At 36.4% G+C, this 20,859-nt stretch carries 16 protein-coding genes and 1 pseudogene; 16 read left to right on the top strand and 1 reads right to left on the bottom strand.

Features of this window, described 5'->3' with window-relative positions; all coding sequences use genetic code 11:
* The first annotated feature begins 473 nt into the window (after positions 1-473).
* From F938_RS00935 to F938_RS00865, 16 genes and pseudogenes are all read left to right on the top strand, one after another.
* Positions 474-914 (top strand): annotated as a pseudogene (locus F938_RS00935) (DUF488 domain-containing protein).
* A gap of 234 nt (positions 915-1,148) precedes the next feature.
* Positions 1,149-3,125 carry an excinuclease ABC subunit UvrB gene (uvrB, locus tag F938_RS00930; protein WP_005006178.1) on the top strand — a complete coding sequence of 659 codons (1,977 nt, stop codon included), beginning with the start codon at positions 1,149-1,151 and terminating at the stop codon, positions 3,123-3,125.
* Between the two features lie 332 nt (positions 3,126-3,457).
* The gene (locus tag F938_RS00925; RefSeq protein ID WP_005028561.1) at positions 3,458-3,640 is read left to right on the top strand and encodes a metal-sensing transcriptional repressor; all 183 of its coding nucleotides are present in this window, start codon (positions 3,458-3,460) and stop codon (positions 3,638-3,640) included.
* A 306-nt stretch (positions 3,641-3,946) separates the two neighbouring features.
* A complete protein-coding gene (locus F938_RS00920; protein WP_000172212.1) occupies positions 3,947-5,383 on the top strand; it encodes a cytochrome ubiquinol oxidase subunit I in 1,437 nt (478 codons plus the stop codon).
* Positions 5,376-6,380, top strand: a complete 1,005-nt coding sequence (gene cydB, locus F938_RS00915) for a cytochrome d ubiquinol oxidase subunit II (protein WP_000566428.1) — start codon at positions 5,376-5,378, stop codon at positions 6,378-6,380. The genes F938_RS00920 and cydB overlap by 8 nt, the downstream gene beginning before the upstream one ends.
* 8 nt (positions 6,381-6,388) lie before the next feature.
* Positions 6,389-6,496 carry a DUF2474 family protein gene (locus tag F938_RS23545; RefSeq protein WP_000777872.1) on the top strand — a complete coding sequence of 36 codons (108 nt, stop codon included), beginning with the start codon at positions 6,389-6,391 and terminating at the stop codon, positions 6,494-6,496.
* A 315-nt stretch (positions 6,497-6,811) separates the two neighbouring features.
* Complete coding sequence (locus F938_RS00910) at positions 6,812-7,582, top strand: ZIP family metal transporter (RefSeq protein ID WP_000051649.1); 771 nt, start codon at positions 6,812-6,814, stop codon at positions 7,580-7,582.
* A gap of 22 nt (positions 7,583-7,604) precedes the next feature.
* Positions 7,605-9,176 (top strand): glutamate--cysteine ligase, encoded by a 1,572-nt coding sequence (gene gshA, locus F938_RS00905; protein WP_005028558.1) that lies wholly within the window; start codon positions 7,605-7,607, stop codon positions 9,174-9,176.
* Between the two features lie 475 nt (positions 9,177-9,651).
* Positions 9,652-9,927 carry a formaldehyde-responsive transcriptional repressor FrmR gene (frmR, locus tag F938_RS00900; RefSeq protein WP_001146646.1) on the top strand — a complete coding sequence of 92 codons (276 nt, stop codon included), beginning with the start codon at positions 9,652-9,654 and terminating at the stop codon, positions 9,925-9,927.
* A gap of 58 nt (positions 9,928-9,985) precedes the next feature.
* Positions 9,986-11,095 carry an S-(hydroxymethyl)glutathione dehydrogenase/class III alcohol dehydrogenase gene (locus F938_RS00895; RefSeq protein ID WP_000842133.1) on the top strand — a complete coding sequence of 370 codons (1,110 nt, stop codon included), beginning with the start codon at positions 9,986-9,988 and terminating at the stop codon, positions 11,093-11,095.
* Between the two features lie 75 nt (positions 11,096-11,170).
* Complete coding sequence (gene gfa / locus F938_RS00890) at positions 11,171-11,749, top strand: S-(hydroxymethyl)glutathione synthase (RefSeq protein WP_001289504.1); 579 nt, start codon at positions 11,171-11,173, stop codon at positions 11,747-11,749.
* 34 nt (positions 11,750-11,783) lie between these two features.
* Positions 11,784-13,115, top strand: a complete 1,332-nt coding sequence (locus F938_RS00885; RefSeq protein WP_000657000.1) for a DUF3422 family protein — start codon at positions 11,784-11,786, stop codon at positions 13,113-13,115.
* A gap of 73 nt (positions 13,116-13,188) precedes the next feature.
* Entirely contained in the window at positions 13,189-14,019 is an 831-nt protein-coding gene (fghA, locus tag F938_RS00880) for an S-formylglutathione hydrolase (protein ID WP_000376303.1), read from the top strand.
* A gap of 19 nt (positions 14,020-14,038) precedes the next feature.
* On the top strand, positions 14,039-15,331 hold the full coding sequence (locus F938_RS00875; RefSeq protein WP_005006190.1) for an NAD(P)/FAD-dependent oxidoreductase: 1,293 nt from the start codon (positions 14,039-14,041) through the stop codon (positions 15,329-15,331).
* An 82-nt stretch (positions 15,332-15,413) separates the two neighbouring features.
* Positions 15,414-18,071, top strand: a complete 2,658-nt coding sequence (locus F938_RS00870; RefSeq protein WP_000848145.1) for an excinuclease ABC subunit UvrA — start codon at positions 15,414-15,416, stop codon at positions 18,069-18,071.
* A gap of 323 nt (positions 18,072-18,394) precedes the next feature.
* The gene (locus F938_RS00865) at positions 18,395-19,444 is read left to right on the top strand and encodes a GIY-YIG nuclease family protein (RefSeq protein ID WP_002040182.1); all 1,050 of its coding nucleotides are present in this window, start codon (positions 18,395-18,397) and stop codon (positions 19,442-19,444) included.
* A 155-nt stretch (positions 19,445-19,599) separates the two neighbouring features.
* On the opposite strand, the gene F938_RS00860 is transcribed toward F938_RS00865, so the two are convergent.
* A complete protein-coding gene (locus F938_RS00860) occupies positions 19,600-20,391 on the bottom strand; it encodes a hypothetical protein (RefSeq protein ID WP_005028551.1) in 792 nt (263 codons plus the stop codon).
* Between the last annotated feature and the right edge of the window lie 468 nt (positions 20,392-20,859).

Here is a 20,859-nt window from a genome sequence, read left to right as displayed (position 1 = left end):
TGCCATAAAATACTCCATATATTGATGTTTATAACATCATTTGGGGAGCAAAATATCACTTATAAGTGTTGTTCAAATTTCCTGATCCACCTCTATGACACCTTTTAACTTATTGTGATATTCGACATCTCTCGTAAAGAGTTTACCTGAACCAATTTGAAGCACTGATGATTTCCTATTGTTAGATAAATTTTTGAATGATCAAAATACTTTCGATAAAATCAAGTGAATATATGAATATTATTAGAATGAAGGTCGAGAAACAACTTCAATTCATCAAGCTGCTATAGTCATTTTCGTAGCATAAAAGGATAGGTGAGGTTGAGCATGTAACCTGAAATGAATTTCAGAGACCCATTTCAATTGATGCAATTCACTACCACCAACATGAGATAAGCCAATAACACTTACATATTTGTTCAATTATTTTCAACAAATATTTTATGAAGAAATTTATTAGAAGAAGGTAAATTATGACTATATATACCATTGGTTTTACTAAAAAAAGTGCAAACAAGTTTTTTAATCTAATAAAGCAAAATCACGTTAAAAAAATTATCGATGTTCGCCTTAATAACGTTTCACAACTAGCAGGGTTTGCTAAGCGTGATGACTTGAAATTTTTCTTACGGGAGATATGTAACTGTGATTATGAACATGTGCCTGATTTGGCACCTACAGATTAAATTTTAAAGCCTTATAAAAAGGGCGATATGCCTTGGGATAGTTATAAAGATCTTTTTTTAAACCTTATGGCTCGGCGAAATATAGAAAAACATATAAGTCTGCAACAATTTGAAAATGAGTGTTTACTGTGTAGTGAGGATTTACCACATCAATGTCATCGTCGTTTGGTTATAGAATATTTACAGAAATATGCTGAGCAAAATCATGTGATTAAAGATATTTTCTAGGTAAAATTTATCTTCTTTCTTTAAAAAGAATTCGATAGTAAGAACATCACAAATCTAAGAATGAAAGAATTTGATTGTCATTTAAAGCTATGTATTTCAACGGATTAACATAAGAAATACTATGACTTAAACTTGTTTTGATATTGTGTATTATATTAAAAATATTGCTTGTACATCTTAAGTTGTTAATGATTCAGATTTTTTCTTAAGGTAGTTAAATATAGAGGGATTTCAATGCCACACGGTAAATTTATTTTGCATTCAAATTATATCCCCGCTGGGGATCAACCCGAAGCTATCGCAAGATTGATCTCAGGTATTGATAATGGTGCAACTCATCAAACCTTAAAAGGGATTACTGGCTCTGGTAAGACATTTACCATGGCAAATGTTATTCACCGCTTGAAACGACCTACTATTATTTTAGCGCCGAACAAAACATTGACGGCTCAGCTATACGATGAAATGAAGCGTTTCTTTCCAGAAAATGCGGTTGAATACTTTGTTTCTTACTATGATTATTTTCAGCCAGAAGTGTATATCCCTGGTAGTGATCGTTTTATCCAAAAAGATTCTGCAATTAATGACCATCTAGAGAGACTACGCTTATCCACGACTAAATCCCTCATAGAGCGTCGGGATGTAATTGTTGTTGCCTCTGTATCATCAATTTATGGTTTAGGTGATCCAAGTAGTTATAAAACCTTGCAAATTCCACTAGCTCCAGGTGCCCAATTTGAACAAAAAGAGCTTATCCATCGGTTAGCATTATTACAGTATGAACGAAGTGAAAAAACTTTAAAGCGTGCAATGTTTAGGGTTAGAGGAGACATCATTGATATTTTTCCTGCTGATTCAGAACATCATGCAATTCGCGTCGAACTCTTTGATGGACAAGTTGAGTCTCTTACGTGGATAGATCCTGTCACGGGAAAAAAGTTAAATGAAATAGATCATTACTTGGTTTCTCCTAAAACGCTTTTTGCGACCCCAAAAAATCAGATCGAGACTGCAATACCAAAAATACTTTCTGACATGGAGGAGCGAGTAGAGTATTTGAATAAAGAAAACCGTTTTACAGAAGCGAATCGTTTGTATGAAAGAATTACAAATGACATAGAAATGATGCAGCAATTAGGCTATTGCTCGGGAATGGAAAATTATTCTTGTTATTTTAGTGGACGTGATGCGAAGTTACCGCCAACTACCTTACTCGACTATTTAGCTGAAGATGGATTGTTATTTATAGATGAATCGCACGTCATGATTCCTCAGATTTCAGCAATGTATCGTGGAGATCAGAGTCGTAAAGAAACGTTAATTGAATATGGATTCCGTTTGCCATCCTCCAAAAATAATCGTCCATTAAATTTTCAGGAATTCGAAAGGATTAAGCCACAAACTATATTTGTTTCTGCGACACCAGGAGATTATGAATTACGTGTATCTCAGCCTAGAATCATTGAACAAATGATTAGGCCAACGGGATTGCTTGACCCTAAAGTCGAGGTAAGAAAATCTGAAGGGTACATTGATGATCTGCTCATTGAAATAGAAAAGTGCGTTAACAATCACAATAGAGTTCTAGTGACAACTCTAACGAAGGTAGGAGCTGAAAAGCTTCATGATTTTATATCAGATAAAGGTTTTCAAGTTCGATATATGCATTCGGATATAAAAACTGAAGACCGGATTAAAATTATTGAAGGTTTACGCGTTGGAGAATTTGACATATTAATTGGTGTAAGTCTTTTACGGGAAGGTTTGGATATTCCAGAAGCATCTTTAATCGCTATACTTGATGCTGATAGAGCTGGTTTTCTACGTTCGAGCCAGGCACTGCTTCAGATGATAGGTCGAGTTGCTCGTAACGAGAATGGTAAAGCTATCCTATATGCAGATAATGTAACTGCTGCAATGAGGAAGGCTATTGATGAAACAGCTCATCGAAGAGAACGACAAATTTTATTTAATCAAGAAAATGGAATTTCACCAGTTTCATCAAAACGTAAATTAGCTTCTGATAAAAATGAAGAAGCGGTACTTCCAATACATTCAGCAGCTTTCTGTGAGAATCTATCAATACTTTGTCAACAAATTACAAGCAAAGAACAGGAACTACTTACGTTTGAAGATAATGGAAATGAAGGAGAAGTTGAAAAAATTCGTCATCAATTAGATAATTTATATCGGCAATTTATTTATATTTGACATAAAATTGTTAACATAAGTGTAATGATACAGTATTCATTGAAAGAGCATTGATATCTAAGGGTTTGAGATAAATGGTTCTCAGATATTGGATATCATTGTTTTTAGTGGATATAATCATTAACAATATTTTATAAATCAAAATGTATATTAAAAAAGTATTTTATCAAGCCTATATTGTTGAATACATTTAAATTTTAAAATAAACCAGAAGTTAAGTATTGTTATTCTTCAAGCTTTGCCTATTGAAGTATAGAAATTCTATGCTTATCTATTTATACTATGGGTGGGTATAGTATATTAATTTCGTGGGAACAAGGAAACCTGAATATATGCCATATAGCGATATTGATAAAAAACAGTCACTTATACGGATTAAGCGTGTTAAGAAACAAGTAGCAATACTTGAAAAGACACTTAATGAAGGTAACAGTGGTGATGAGTTATTGAAACAGTTGACAGCCGTTCGTGGAACGATAAATGGTTTGATGGCAATGGTTCTTAACAGTTATTAAAGAGAGGAGTTTCCAGAAAATGAAGCTCTAACTGAGTCTCAAAAGAAATCAATTGAAGAGACAATTGCTGTTATTAAGTCATACCTTCGTTAATTTTAAAGATTGATCCTATCTAAAAGTGTTGCATATAGATTCTATACCATTGGTGTAAGGACTTCGCCATGACAATATTTTTGAAGAAACTTAAAAAGAATTTGCGCTTTTACTTCATCAAGCCTCATATAAATCACATTTTTTATAAATGTGATTAGTACGAAATATCAGTGTGATTTATTACTTCAATCAATTCAAAGTAGAGGTGGTAGTATGACTTTAGGACTTACTGCTCTAGAATTAGCAAGAATTCAATTTGCATTTACCGTTTCGTTTCATATCATTTTTCCAGCCATTTCAATTGGTCTAGCAAGTTTTTTAGCTGTTTTAGAATGGCGTTGGCTAAGAACCAAAAATCCTATTTATCAAGATTTATTTAAATTTTGGATCAAAATTTTCGCTGTTGCCTTTGGCATGGGGGTGGTCTCTGGGGTAGTCATGAGCTACCAATTCGGCACAAACTGGAGTGAATTTTCGAGAATAGCAGGAGGCGTCACAGGCCCCTTATTAGCATATGAAGTTTTAAGCGCCTTTTTCTTAGAAGCCGGCTTTTTGGGTATTATGCTTTTTGGTTGGGGACGAGTTGGTCCTCGAGCTCATTTCTTTGCAACCTTAATGGTAGCGATCGGAACATGTATTTCGATGTTCTGGATTTTAGCATCCAATAGTTGGATGCATACCCCCCAAGGTTTTAGTATCGAAAATGGAATAATTGTTCCCCAAAACTGGTTTGAAATTGTATTTAACCCATCATTTCCTTATCGTTTTACACATATGGCTATTGCTGCATTTTTGGTTGCTGCGTTGTTAGTGTGTGCAACAGCAGCATGGCATTTACTTAAAGGTCGTAGAGATGCTTTAGTCAAAACATCATTTTCAATGGCTCTTTGGCTGATTATGGTTCTTGCACCTTTGCAAATTTTAGTGGGCGATAATCATGGTTTAAATACTTTACATCATCAACCTGCCAAATTAGCTGCAATTGAAGGCCATTGGGAAACAAATAAAAATGAAGCTATGCCTTTATATTTATTTGGTATTCCTGATATGGAAGAAGAACGTACTAAATATGGAGTATCAATTCCTTATTTAGGTAGTCTGATCATGACACATTCATTAAATGGTGAAGTCAAAGGCTTAAAAGAATTTGCTCCTGAAGATCGGCCGAATTCTTTGATCATCTTTTGGAGTTTCCGTGTCATGGTTGGTATGGGAATGTTAATGCTGCTATTAGCCGTCTTAGGCTTATGGCTGCGTCGTTCTGACCGTTTATATGAAAGTAAATGGTTTCAACGTTTTGCATTATATATGGGTCCGTCAGGTTTTATCGCTCTTCTAGCTGGTTGGTTTACAACAGAGGTCGGTCGTCAACCTTGGGTTGTTTACAATGTACTTCGTACTAAAGATGCGTTGTCACCCGTATCCGCATCGCAAGTTGGAATAACTCTAATTATTTTTGTTCTGGTTTATTTTGTAGTTTTCGGTATTGGCATTTATTACATGTTAAAGCTAATGCATAAAGGCCCGCAATTCTTAAGTGTACATTCAGGCGAACATGCTGATGTTGGTCAAACACCGATGCGACCAATGAGTGCGGTTGAAGGAAGCTTAGATAAACTAGAATCAATACGGGAGAATCGCCATGATTGATTTATCTCTTATTTGGATTGTCATTATTGGAATTGGTGTATTGATTTATGTCATTCTAGATGGGTTTGACTTAGGTATCGGAATTTTATTTCCTTTCATTAAAGGTTCCAATGAGCGAGATGTGCTAATGAATACCGTTGCTCCGGTCTGGGATGGTAATGAAACTTGGATGGTGCTTGGTGGGGCGGGGCTTTTTGCTGCCTTTCCGCTAGTTTATTCAACAGTTCTTTCTGCACTTTATATGCCGATTATTTTGATGGTGATCGCATTAATATTTCGTGGAGTTGCTTTTGAATTCCGATTTAAAGCAAACCGTACTAAGCATCTGTGGGATAAAGCTTTTATTAGTGGTTCAGTATTTGCAGGTTTTCTTCAAGGTGTAGTTCTAGGTGCATATATTCAGGGTATTAAAACCTTAAATGGTGTTTATGCTGGTGGGCAGTTGGACTGGTTGACACCTTTCTCTGTGTTTACTGGTATTGGTGTAGTCGTTCTGTATGCAACTTTAGGATGTGGATGGTTAATTTATAAAACTGATGCTGAAATTCAAGAAAAAATGTTTTCAATGATGCCTAAACTGATCATTTCAGTATTTATTATTTTTGGATTAGTTACTATCTATACACCACTTTCACAACCGCAAATTGCTGAACGCTGGTTTAGTCAGCCTCAGTTAATGTACTTTAGTCCAATTCCTGTATTAGTACTTATTTTTACGGGAATGGCTTTACGGGCATGTAAACAAAAGAAAGAACTTAGTCCTTTTATTTATACGTTAGGCTTAGTCTTCCTTGCTTATACAGGTTTTTTAATTAGTTTGTGGCCTTATATTATTCCACCTTCAGTAACGATCTGGCAGGCTGCAGCCCCAGCGAATAGTCAACTTTTTGCTTTGATTGGTGCACTGTTGCTCATTCCTATTATTCTGACTTATACCATTTTTTCATATTGGATTTTTAAAGGTAAAGTTCGTGTTGGTGATGCTGGTTATCATTAGGAGTTTGTATGAAACTTTCACAGACAGGATGGTTTATCTTACTTTGGGTAATTGGTGTAGTTACATTAGCGGTTATTGCAGGAATTTTTAGATTCTTAATTCAATTAGCATACTAAGAGCTCAGAGAATAGTGATGAAAGGGCCTTTGTTTAGGCTCTTTTGTATAATGTAAAAAATAAAAATTTCTCAATAGACTAGATTTGATTAAGAATGTCATGATTTTTGTATCTATTTAATTGAATTTAAAATAATTTCCTATTAATTGTTGAGTGGCTTAAACTTTTTTATAAAATCCCTTTTATACTATAGGTGGGTATAGTATATTAGATTGCTTAATACAACATCTACAAATTTGATGTTGTATCGAACGAATTTCGGCTTGTATATGCGATTAGTTAAAAATGATTGTCTACTAGGTATGTATTAAATCTATGTCACTTTTCATTATTACCCTAGTCACTCTGGTCGTAGGAATAGGTAGCGTTTTGATCGCAGACTTATTGGTAACGAGAGCTGGGGCAGCTATTAACAATCAAGATAGTTATGTACAACAAGGCTTTTTAGGTCTAGCAGCTGGTGCGTTATTAGCAACAAGTTTTACACATTTGTTACCAGAGGCTTTTGAAAGCAATATAGATACACATCAACTTTTTTTAGCACTTCTAATTGGTTTAGTTTTCTTTTTTCTACTTAATAAAGCTGAATTGTGGCATCACGGACATGAGCATAATCATTCACATGAGCCACATACAACTAATGGTTGGTCACTATTATTGGGTGATGGAGTCCATTGTTTTGGTGATGGTATTTTGATTGCTTCAATTTTCATTGTTGACATACATCTTGGGCTGATTGCAGCTGCTTCGGTTCTTGTACATGAAGTACCTCATCATATGGGTGATTTGGTAGTTCTTAGGCAGAAAAATCATCGTAGTGCTGCTGTACTAAAGCTTACTATGGCTGGTGCAATGACAGCTTTAGGTGGATTAAGTGGATATTTTCTACTGGCCGGATTACAGCAATGGCAACCTTTCCTTATGATTTTGGCTAGTAGTAGTTTTATTTATGTGTCTTTATCAGATCTAATTCCTCAATTACAACAGCGTTGGACAACTAAAGATACCATTATCCAAATTCTTTGGCTTTTTATAGGAATTCTTATAGTAACTTTAATTAATAGGGTAGTTCATGGTGCACATTAACTTTGAATGTAAGGTTTGATATATGGATAAATTAATATTTGATGAACACTATACTCATCGTCTAAATATTCTAGGTGAAAATTTACCTTTATTGACTATGTGTTTGCGAGGGATAGAACGTGAATGTTTGCGTGTAACGAAGAATGGGAATTTGGTGCTTACACCGCATCCAAAAACACTAGGATCAGCTTTGACAAATGAGTTTATTACTACAGACTATTCCGAATCATTAATGGAATTTGTTACGCCACCTTGTTTGAGTGCTTCAGAGGTCCTTGCAGAACTTAATGATATTCATCGTTTTGTTTATACAAAACTAAATAATGAATACCTTTGGAGTTCATCAATGCCTTCTCTTTTGCCAGAAGAAGAAAGGATTCCTATAGCTGAGTATGGCAATTCAAATATTGGTAAGTTTAAACACGTTTATCGAAAAGGATTAGCTCTTCGATATGGTAGGGCCATGCAATGTATAGCAGGTATTCACTATAATTTTTCATTACCTGAGCAATTAATTCAGCTTTTATACCAACTAGATAATATAACTACTTTCGAAAATAAAGATCGGTCATCAATTTATATGGATATGATACGAAATTTTCACCGTTATAGTTGGCTATTGATTTATCTATTCGGAGCATCCCCAGCGGTTAATTCAAATTTTTTAAAAAAAAACTTAGATCAATTTAAAAAAATTGATAATGACACTTACTACTTGCCTTATGCGACTAGTCTTCGAATGAGTAAGATTGGTTATCAAAGTAGTGCACAATCTACTATCTCTCCTTGTTTTGATAGTCTCAATTCATACATTCATAGTATAAAAGAGGCTTTAGAAACACCTTACCCCTTGTATACGAATATTGGTACCCATAAAAATAACGAATGGGTGCAACTTAATACTAATATTTTGCAAATAGAAAATGAATATTATTCAAATATTAGACCAAAACGAGTTCCATATTCTGGTGAGCGTGTGCTTCATGCATTAAATGCACGTGGGGTACAGTATGTCGAGATACGTTGTTTGGACATTAATCCTTTTTCTTCGTTAGGAATTGATTTAGAGCAAGCTTACTTTTTGGATGCATTTTTATTATTTTGTGCTTTATATAAAAGCCCATCATTAAGTCAAGATAGCCTTAATCAGGCGAATAATAACTTTCACCTTGTGGCTGAAAAGGGGCGAAAGCCAAATTTAGAACTCCAAAATGGAGATAGTTCAATTGCTATGTATGATTGGGCTCAAGAGTTGTTGGCTAATATTAGACCTCTAGCTAATTTACTCGATCATGCAAATGATATTAATAAACATAAAGAAGCTATATATGCTCAACAGGCTAAAATTGAGAATTCATTCTTAACGCCATCCTCTAAGGTCTTAACATATATGTTTCAACATAATATAGGTTTTAATGACTTCGCTTTACATCAATGCCAGCAACATTTGAATAACTTTTCGAAACAGGTTTTGACGGATGAGCGTAAACAATTTTTTGAATCAGTTGCACAAAAGTCTCTTCTTGAGCAAGAAGTGTTAGAGCAGCAGCAAGTCATGGATTTTAATTTGTTTATGAAGAATTATTCAAGTTGAATGCATACTAGTTAAAAAGAAAATGATTAAGTAAATTCGATAGATTAATTTGTATCATGGTTTTATTTTAATTGATTTTAATTTAAACAATTGAAATATTCTTTTCTAACAATCGGTTTGATTACTAGGTTTTTTTTACTTTAACATAAATTATTGATTTAATTTATTTATTTTTTAAGCGTGTTTTTGCTAAAAGATAATTTGATATACAGAAGTGTTAATATAAGAATATTTAATATAAATTTTCTTTTTTTTAAAAAATATATTTTTAATATTTTTTTACTAAATTACTGATTTTTAATAATATTAAATTAATTATGCAAAGCAATAGTATAACTAAAAGATAATTTTCTTCAAAAAATATTAATTATTTTTAATTTACCCCTTTTATACCATGGGGGGGTATAGTATTATGAGTTTAACGATAAGAGAGTATAGTATGATGACTAAATCTAAATGAGAGAATGTTGAATATATGCCATACAATGATCGTGAGAAGAAACAAGCGCTTACTCGTGTTAGACGTATCAAAGGACAAGTCGCTGCTCTTGAGCAGGCACTTGATGAAGGTACTGAGTGTGGTGTAATTCTTCATCAGCTAGCCGCAGTCCGTGGGGCTGTAAATGGTTTAATGGCGGTTGTACTAGAAAGTTATTTGCGAGAAGAATTTCCAGATAATGAAACTAGAACTAACTCTCAAAGAAAGTCAATTGACGAAACTATTTCTATCGTTAGATCGTATCTTCGTTAATCAGCACCGACTTGATGTTCGGTGCCAAAAACTACATTTGGTCTAAGGAAACGACATCATGAAATCACGTGCAGCAGTTGCTTTTGAGCCGGGGAAACCCCTACAAATTGTTGAGATTGACGTTGAACCGCCTCGTAAGGGAGAGGTTCTAATTAAAATTACGGATACAGGTGTTTGCCATACTGATGCCTTTACTTTATCTGGTGACGATCCAGAAGGATTATTTCCAGTTGTACTTGGGCACGAAGGTGCAGGCATTGTTATAGAGGTTGGGGAGGGTGTAACCAGCGTTAAGCCAGGTGACCATGTTATTCCGCTTTATACAGCTGAATGTGGTGAATGCCTATTCTGTAAATCTGGTAAAACTAACCTTTGTGTTGCTGTTCGTGCTACCCAAGGTAAAGGGTTAATGCCAGATGGAACAACACGTTTCTCATACAATGGTCAGCCTCTTTATCATTACATGGGATGTTCAACTTTCAGTGAATATACCGTGGTTGCTGAGGTTTCTGTTGCAAAAATTAATCCAGATGCAAACCCAGAACATGTTTGTTTATTGGGATGTGGTGTAACTACTGGCATTGGCGCTGTTCATAATACTGCAAAAGTTCAGCCTGGTGATTCGGTAGCAATCTTTGGTCTTGGTGGTATTGGTCTAGCTGCTCTTCAAGGTGCACGTCAGGCAAAAGCTGGTCGTATCATAGCAATTGATACTAATCCTGCTAAATTTGACTTGGCACGTCAATTTGGTGCAACTGAATGTCTTAATCCAAAAGATTATGACAAACCAATTCATGAAGTTTTAATTGAAATGACTGGATGGGGTGTTGATCATACATTCGAATGTATTGGTAACGTGAATGTTATGCGTTCAGCATTAGAAGCGGCTCATCGTGGTTGGGGACAATCGATCATTATCGGTGTAGCTGGTGCAGGCAAGGAAATTTCAACTCGTCCATTCCAGTTGGTGACTGGTCGTACATGGAAAGGCTCGGCTTTTGGTGGTGTTAAAGGTCGTACACAACTTCCAGGAATGGTGGAAGATGCGATGAAAGGTGAGATTGATCTTGCTCCTTTCGTTACCCATACAATGGGCCTTGATGATATTAATAAAGCCTTTGATCTTATGCATGAAGGCAAGTCAATCCGTACGGTTATTAAGTACTAATTAACTAATCTCATATTAAAAATCCATGGTGTGAATTTCACACCATGTCGATCAATTCATCTTAAGGAAAGTAAAATGAGCGAAATTCATATACACCCTTCTCTTGATCATGGGATCCGTCCAAGCCAAGAAAACTTCGACGGTGGAATCTTAGAATGTCTATGCTCAACGGATAAAGTTCAAGTTGAGGTTGGTGCTCAAACATTGCATAACCATGCTTGTGGATGTACTAAATGCTGGAAACCAGAAGGTGCTACGTTCGCTGTAATTGCAGTTGTACCACGTGACAAAGTAAGCGTTGTAGCAAATCCACAAAAGCTTCATATTGTTGATGAGAATGCTGCAATTCAACGTCACGCATGTCGTGAATGTGGAGCGCACCTTTTTGGTCGTATCGAAAATAAAGATCATGCATTCTACGGTTTAGACTTTGTTCATACGGAGCTTTCTCCACAAGAAGGATGGTCTGCTCCTGGTTTTGCAGCTTTTGTTTCGTCTGTGATTGAAAGTGGAACTCCTCCATCAAATATGGATGCTATCCGCAATCGTTTACGTGAACTTAAACTTGAACCTTATGATTGTTTGTCACCGGGCTTAATGGATGCTTTAGCTACACATTCAGCTAAGCAGAAAGGAACGTATAAAGAAGCTTAATTCTCTTTATTAAACTTGAAAAACTGAGGTCGTGATGAAAGAAGAACCCGCTATCAAAACGACCCCACAAACTTCCTCGACTGCATTTGTATATGGTATGCCAGCACATGCAGATCGAGTGAGGGCTGTGGGAGAGGTACATGCCCGTCCACCTTTATTAATACAAGCTCCACGAAACTTATTGCAGTTAGCTTTCTTGACAGAGGGAGATCCAAGCAAGGACCAAATTGCGCTGGATGAACTATCAGATCGCTTTGGCTTGAAAAAAACTCAAAAAGAAGAATCACCACTTCATGGTTTGACTTGGGATGAAGGAAATTTGCATTGTGAAAAACACACAGAATTTTCCACATATCTTTGGTGTGCAGAACTAGATGTACCAACGGGATTGCCTAAAGGTGAAGATCCATTTAAAAATGGCTTTGTTCCACCAGGTGAAATTATCTCAGGTATCTGCTTGCAAGTATTGCCATGGGCTACTGAATCTGAAAAATTGGTAAATCGTTTTGATACAGTCAGTTTGTGCTATTCACTAGTAGAAAATGAAACAGCAGCTATTTTGACTGATTTCAGACAAGATAATGACGGTCTGACCCGGATTCTTATTCTTGATCGTGGTTTGACAGAGGCTCGTGCAGGCGCACTTGCTCAAAGTTTATTAGAGATTGAAACATATCGAACATTGGCATTACTTGCTTTGCCATTAATTCGAACAATGACCTTTGAACTACGTCAGATGGAGCTACGGCTTGCCGCGATCACTGATGAAATGAATAAAGGAACAGAATTAAGACGTGATAATGATGTACTGCTATTTGAACTTACGACGCTTGCAACTGAACTAGAAGCCAATGTGGCAGCGAATCTTTACCGATTTGGCGCCAGTCGTGCTTATTATGAACTCGTTGAAGAACGTTTGAATAGACTTTCAGAAAAGTCTATATCTGGATATTGCACATGGCACGACTTTCTTGAGCGTCGTATCGCTCCAGCGATGAGGACATGTCAATCTGTTAAAGAACGCCAAGCTACTCTTTCTGAAAAATTAACACGTGCTATTTCTCTTTTGCGTTCATGGATCGATGTTGAGTTAGAGCGTCAAAATCGAGATTTGCTCACATCAATGAATAATCGTGCTAGACAACAATTACACCTTCAACAAACGGTAGAAGGTTTATCCGTTGCTGCGATTTCTTATTATGTTGTTAGTTTACTTGCATATTTAGTGAAAGGTATACCTTCAGTTCATGATATAGCAGCGCCTGAATTCACAATTGCGATATTAGTACCGTTAGTGATGTTTTCTATTTGGTGGACAATGCGAAAGATTAGACAAAAGCATAGTGATGTAATACCAGAAAAATAATCATTTTAACGACAAACAAGACCTCTCTAAAAATAAAGGGAGATCACAACTTTTTTGTAATAAGGAAAACGATATGGATCGTGTTGAACATCATGCAATGTTTGGTGGTTGGCAAGACGTTTATCAACATAAATCTGAAGTACTCGGATGCATGATGAAATTTGCTATTTATCTGCCTCCTCAGGTGCATCAAGATAAATTACCAGTACTGTACTGGCTCAGTGGTCTTACCTGCACAGAACAAAATTTTATTACGAAGTCTGCAGCGCAACAATATGCGGCTGAACATGGAATTATTATTGTTGCACCAGATACTAGCCCTCGTGGAGAAAATGTAGCTGACGATCCTGCATATGATCTCGGTCAAGGTGCTGGATTTTATCTGAATGCCACTCAAGATCCTTGGGCTGCACATTTTCAAATGTATGATTATATTGTGCATGAACTTCCAGCGCTAATTGAGGCTCATTTCCCTGCGTCACAAAAACGCGGTATTAGTGGTCATTCAATGGGAGGACATGGGGCATTAACGATTGCCTTACGTAATCCCGAATTATATCTGAGCGTATCAGCTTTTTCGCCTATTGTTAATCCATCCATAGTTCCTTGGGGACAAAAAGCTTTCAATGCTTATTTAGGAGCTGATCAGGAATCATGGAAACAATACGATACTGTTGAATTAGTTAAGAATTCAATTCATAAAATTCCATTATTAGTTGATCAAGGCTTAGGGGATGAATTTCTTGATAGCCAACTTCAACCAGAAAGACTACGAAAAGTATGTACTGAAATGGATCACCCTTTAGTTTTAAACCTAAGAGAAGGTTACGACCATAGTTATTACTTCATTGCGAGCTTTATTCGTGCACATATTGTGCATCATGCTTTAGCTCTTAAGTGCTAGGAAATAGGGAGATAAACTCATGGTAAAGTCTACAGGACGTCATCGTGTTGTTATTATTGGAGCTGGTTTTGGAGGGATAGAGGCTGCAAATAGTCTCGCTGGTGTCAATGTCGATATAACTATTATCGACAGAAGAAATCACCATCTATTTCAACCATTATTGTATCAAGTCGCAGGCTCATCTTTATCAACATCTGAAATCGCTTGGCCTATTCGATATATTTTTCGAAACCGTCCTGAAGTCCGTACCTTAATGGGAGAGGTGCAGGGCATTGAAGTGGGTAGCCGACTAGTTGTTCTTGATGATGGCGAAAAGTTGCATTATGACACTTTAGTTATTGCGACAGGTGCTACTCATGCTTATTTTGGTCATGATGAATGGGAGCGATTTGCACCAGGTTTAAAAACCTTGGGGGATGCAACAAATATTCGAGAACGAATTCTGGCTGCCTTTGAAGAAGCTGAACGTACCAAAGATCCAATCTTAAGAAAGGCTTTACAAACATTTGTGATCATTGGAGGTGGTCCGACGGGAGTTGAGCTATCAGGAACTATTGCAGAACTGGCAAAAGATACGTTATCTCGAGATTTTCGTTTGATAGATCCTCGTGAATCTCGAGTGGTATTGATTGAAGCCGGTCCACGTTTATTATCAGTTTTCCCTGAAAAGTTGTCTAGCTATACCCGTCAGGCACTTGAACAACTTGGTGTTGAGGTTGTACTTGGAACACCAGTGACAAGTTGTTCAGAAGATGGTGTTGTTTATGATGGAAAACAGCTACCTGCAAAAACAATTATTTGGGCTGCTGGCGTACAAGCATCTCCAGCAGCTCGTTGGTTAAATGTTGAATCTGATCGTGCAGGGCGTGTGTTGGTTGATTCAAATCTAACTGTGACAGGGCATCCTGAAATTTTCGTCATTGGTGATACCGCGGCAGTTACTATGGAAGATGGTAAGTTAGTACCAGGTATAGCACCAGCCGCCAAACAACAAGGAAAATATGTTGCGAAAACCATTGATAATCGATTAAAAGGCAAAGATATAAAAGAGCCATTTAAATATCATCATCAAGGTAATCTAGCAACAATTGGACGTAGTCGCGCAGTTGTTGATATGGGTAAATTTCAACTACAAGGAGTACTCGCTTGGTGGTTTTGGAAACTTATACATATTTACTTTTTGATTGGTGTGCAAAGTCGTTTAAACGTTGCCTTAAGTTGGTTGTGGAATCATAGTGTGGGTTATCGTGGTTCAAGACTTATCACAAATGTAAGAAAAGAAGATATTAGTAAATCTATTCCTAAGAATTAAGCTAACTTTAATTTTAGGAATTAATAGAAAATATTTTAATAATTATTAGCTTACGACTTTTTAAGCGATAGAGGGTAGAAACATGAAAACACATTCTTTTGGTGAACCCAATAACATTACTTTATCTAATAATTGTATTGAAGTTCGAGGTGCGCGTGAGCATAACCTTAAGGATGTAGATGTTTCTATCCCAAGAAATGCACTTGTTGTTTTCTCAGGTGTATCGGGTTCGGGAAAATCATCACTTGCTTTTGGGACTATTTTTGCTGAAGCACAAAGAAGATATTTCGAATCTGTTGCACCTTATGCAAGACGCTTAATAGATCAGGCAGGAGTACCAGATGTTGATGCTATTGATGGTCTACCACCAGCAGTAGCATTGCAACAACAACGTGGTGCAAGTAATACCCGTTCTTCTGTTGGAAGTGTAACAACTTTATCAAGTCTCGTGCGAATGATTTATTCGCGTGCGGGTGCATATCCTGCCGATCAGCCAATGTTATATGCCGAGGACTTTTCACCAAACACTCCTCAAGGTGCTTGTCCTACCTGTCATGGTTTAGGTCACATTTATGAAGTTACAGAATCGACAATGGTTCCTGACCCAACACTGAGTATTCGTGAGAGAGCTATCGCATCTTGGCCACCTGCTTGGCACGGGCAAAACTTACGCGATATCCTAGTAACCCTAGGATATGATGTTGATCGACCATGGAAAGATTTACCGCAATCGGATCGAGATTGGATTTTATTTACTGAAGAAACCCCAACAGTTCCTGTCTATGCCGGTTTAAGTCCCACTGAGACTCAGTCCGCACTTAAACGTAAATTAGAACCTAGCTATATGGGTACTTTCACTGGTGCTCGTCGCTATGTCCTTCATACTTTTGCTAATACCCAAAGCACGTTGATGAAAAAACGTGTTTCACGTTTTATGGAAGGAAAATTATGCCCTTCCTGTCATGGTAAACGCCTTAAACCAGAAGCCTTATCTATTACCTTTGCAGGAGTAGATATTGGTGAGTTTATGCAACTTTCTTTGGATAAGTTAACTTGCCTGCTTGAACCCATTGTTCTTGGCGATTTCGACGCTCATGATGCTGGCGAAAAGACTAATAATAAAGTAACTCAACTTGATAGATCTGAACGAGCAACAACAGGTAGAGCAGTGCATTCTGTATCTCCAGATGTAAGACGTACTTCAGCACTTTCAGATGAAAAGAAAATTGCTGCCCAGCGTTTAGCAAGTGGTGTGGTAGGGCGTTTAAATCAATTACGCCAGTTAGGCCTTGGTTATCTAACATTAGATAGAGCCACACCGACTCTTTCAGCTGGAGAGTTACAACGTTTGCGTTTAGCAACACAATTAAGTTCTATGCTATTTGGTGTAGTTTACGTACTGGATGAGCCGTCTGCTGGATTACATCCTTCAGATAGTCAGTCATTATATGATTCCCTCGATAAATTAAGAGATGCTGGGAACTCCGTATTTGTTGTAGAGCATGATTTAGAGCTCATGCGTCGTGCTCAATGGTTAGTGGATGTTGGACCAGATGCAGGAGAGCAAGGTGGTAATATTTTATATAGTGGGGTACCTCAGGGTTTAAGTGAGATTTCAGCTTCACGTACTGCAAGTTATTTATTTAATAAAATCCCAGTTACTCAAAGTTATGGACGTACACCCTCTGGTTGGCTTGAACTTAACAATATTTACCGACATAACCTGCATAATATTGATGCTCGTATACCTCTTGGTGTACTTACAGCAGTTACAGGTATTTCAGGTTCAGGTAAATCTAGTCTCGTTTCTCAAGCTTTACCTGAGTTAGTACTTTCATATTTAGGCAATGAATCTGAAACTGAAAACAATAATGAAGATAATCCTTTAAATGAAGGAATGTTGGTTACCGAGGTTACACGAGGTTCTCTAGCTGGTGATGTGGAGGCTATAAAGCGTCTGGTACAGGTTGATCAAAAACCAATTGGCCGTACTCCACGTTCTAATCTGGCAACTTATACGGGTTTATTTGATCATGTTAGAAAGTTATTTGCTGGGACTCCTGAAGCTCTCCAAGCTCATTATGATGCTGGACGTTTTTCATTTAATGTGGCTAAAGGGCGATGTGAAACTTGTGAAGGTGAAGGCTTTGTCAGTGTAGAATTATTGTTTATGCCAAGTGTATATGCCCCTTGTCCGACATGTCATGGTGCTCGATATAATGATGACACTCTGAAAATTCGCTGGAATGGACGTAATATTGCTGAAGTATTAGAAATGACCGTCAATGAAGCACGTGATTTTTTTGATGGAGAGGTCTCGATTGCTCGTTCACTACAATTATTAAAGGAAATTGGTCTTGGTTATTTACGTTTAGGGCAACCAGCGACTGAACTATCTGGTGGAGAAGCGCAACGTATTAAATTGGCGACCGAGCTGCAACGCAATCAGCGTGGAAATACACTGTATATACTTGATGAGCCAACTACAGGTTTGCATCCATCAGATGTAGATCGATTGTTAGTTCAATTGCAGCGATTAGTCGATGCGGGTAATACCGTGGTTATGATTGAGCATGATATGCGTGCCGTTGCACAAGCTGATTGGGTGATAGATGTGGGCCCAGGAGCTGGAAATGCTGGTGGGCGTATTGTTGTGACAGGAACACCAAAACAGGTAGTACAGAACCTTGATAGTCGTACTGCATCATTTTTAGCAAATGAGTTGAAAAGTTCATATTAATCAATTTTTCTATGTCAATTTCATGCTTTGACCCTTGTTCAAGATATTCAGAAAGGGTTACAGCAGTCGGTTCAGGCTTTGAATTAAGTGAAAAAAAGAGAGTTGACCTCTCTTTTTTTGTTAGTAAATTGAATTTATTTAGTTTACATATTTAGAAGTCTGCTAAAAATTAAATTATCTAAAAATTTTTACTAATTTAAGGCATGATTTCTGTCTGTTGATAAAGACTAAAAATGCTGAATGAATAGTGGGAAAATATCAATAAATATGGTGTGAGTTGAATTTACTCGTTATAAAAATTGGCATCAACTATGGGGAAAGCAATGGATTATAAGTATTACGTTTATGTACATGAAACATTATCAGGTGAGGTATTTTATGTTGGCAAGGGGTGTGATGATAGGGCATGGCGTAAAGACCGGGATTTGAACTGGGATTTGTATGTTGAAAAATATCTAAATAATCAATACAACGTCAGAATTGTAATTGATCAATTATCGGAAAACCAGGCATTAGAAGAAGAGGAAAAGCTGTTTTCAAAATATGGCGATCAGTTGGTTAATCGTCAAAATATGAGTCGAAGCTTAAATATGGAAGCTTTGGGTCACCGAAATGAGATTGAGTCCAAGTTAAAGAAAGCTGAGTTAGATGCTGAGTTAGCGAAGGAGGTGAATGAAAAGGCTGATTTTTTTATAGAAGCATTGAGGTATCATAAATTATTTGCAAACACTACTATTGAAAATGGTTTACTGGCCGAGCTTCTTGCTCTACGCCCTCTGGGTTCTATCCAACTATTAGATAAAGCAGTCCGAGCATTGGTTGCTGCTGATAGACAGGAACAGGCCCAAATTGTTTTTGACCAATATTTTGTTGACTATCCTCATGAAAAAGAACTGACCAAGGTTGCTTTAATTACCAAGGTCATTGAGCGTGGAACAGTACGATTAACAGAGCAACAAGATTTTGTGCCACCCGAACCTTTGCCACTAGGATGGCAATACGCCAAAGAGCGAAATGAGCAAGTCTTACGATTAGACCACAAGATGTACGAAACAGACAAATCAGAAAGTTATGATCTAGATGTACTTAAAAATCTGATGGATCAAGACATATCTGCTGCGATGCTGTATGTGAAAAAGTGGATTGTTCAGGATGAAAGAGTTAGACGCAAAGACCCTTTGGATAATGCATTATGGTTGTATTCAGAAGCACGTAAAATTGCCAATAAGCAGAAGAATCTGCTTGAGGAATGCTTATTCCAGCAACGATTAACTAATTTACTAAAGGGGCGAAATAAACATTATGAAAAGAATCTAATAACATTAAGAAAACTTACAGCAAAACTTTCTAAGCAGAATACTGTGAAAAAATGAGCTAAAGGACTTCTCCAACAGACAAAGTAAGTCTTTTGTCAGTTTTTTCATGAAAATAAATTATGTAGGCATTAGTTTTATTTCTTAGGAGTTTATAGCTGATTAGAAGGTTATCTATTTTAAAATTATTCTAATTATTTGAATGAGAATAAACTTTATTTATATTTAAGTAAGGTGAATTTACGCTTTTTAATCACTTTAAATGGCTTTTTATTGCTATTAATTGGATGAGTAGTTGCTGTTTTCACAACTTTGGGAATAGCAATTGGAATATCTTGCTTAATCAGTTTAGCTTCTCCATTCTTAATTTTGACATAAATTTTATGTACAGTGGTATTATGCTCTTTGATTAATTCATTCTTACTCGCGCATTCTTTATATAGCTTTCTGAATGATCTCACAAAATCTTTCACTGTAGATAAAAGTTCCTCTTCATCCATATGTATATCTGTCAATGCTTGAGGTATACTTTCTTTTTTAATTTCAATAAAATGTAAAGGAAATTTTGCAACAATTTTAGGAGTGGCGAGGGTTATAAAATCATATCCATGATAGGGAATGATTGCATATTTTGTCTGTACTTTTGAAGTCTGTACTTTTGAAGGATGTTGGATGTAGCCTTGAACAACAACTTCCCCTTGATTTAACAGCTTGTTTAAATAGAAATCCTTGGTCTGATTTTCTACAAATGCAGTTTTTCTGTATAATTTAATTAAATCGTTGAGTTCTTGTTTTTTATTTTTGTCATTTTCCGAAATAAGCTCTAATTTTTGGCTCGATTGAATGAATAATGCATGATGATACTGTGCAAGTTCAGATGTCCAAATCAGAATTTGAGCAAGATTTTCAGGCATAGTAATAGGAATATTGCTCAAATCAAGTCTTTTCATAAGAGTAAGTTCCTCTTGATTAAACTCTTTTTGTAACAAACTTGTGTAAGTTAACATGATCACACCTGTATTTTTGAATAGTCCTTCATCTATAATTTTATCCTAAACAACCATATCCTCAAACTCATCTACCGATCTAAATTAGGCCAGAATTTTTGCAGTTTTTTAAGCCGTTCTTTCATTTGAAATGATATTAGCGTTTTTTAAAATTTAATTTATATTTGCATATTTTTATGAATCTTTGATCAGTTGAACGTAACTAATTTTATTGATAGTTGATATTGGTATAATAATGAGGAGAGGCGGAAAATTATTGTTGTTAAGGTCTCATAATGAAATTTATGCAATTGAAGGGTGTTCTGTTAAAATATGTCTACTTGTTAAATGAGATAAGCACATGAACATCATTTTTGACCCTATTGTGTCTGAAAGAGGTGGTCCCACATGTTTGAACAACTAAAAGCTTATTTATAAGTGATACTCTGCTCTAGTTAAGCTACCTTATTTTGTTGTGGTAGCTGGTCA

The organism is Acinetobacter bereziniae LMG 1003 = CIP 70.12 (genome assembly GCF_000368925.1).
Taxonomy (GTDB): Bacteria; Pseudomonadota; Gammaproteobacteria; order Pseudomonadales; family Moraxellaceae; genus Acinetobacter; species Acinetobacter bereziniae.
The sequence above is the reverse complement of the archived record's forward strand: the minus strand, read 5'-3'. Positions and strand labels throughout refer to the sequence as shown.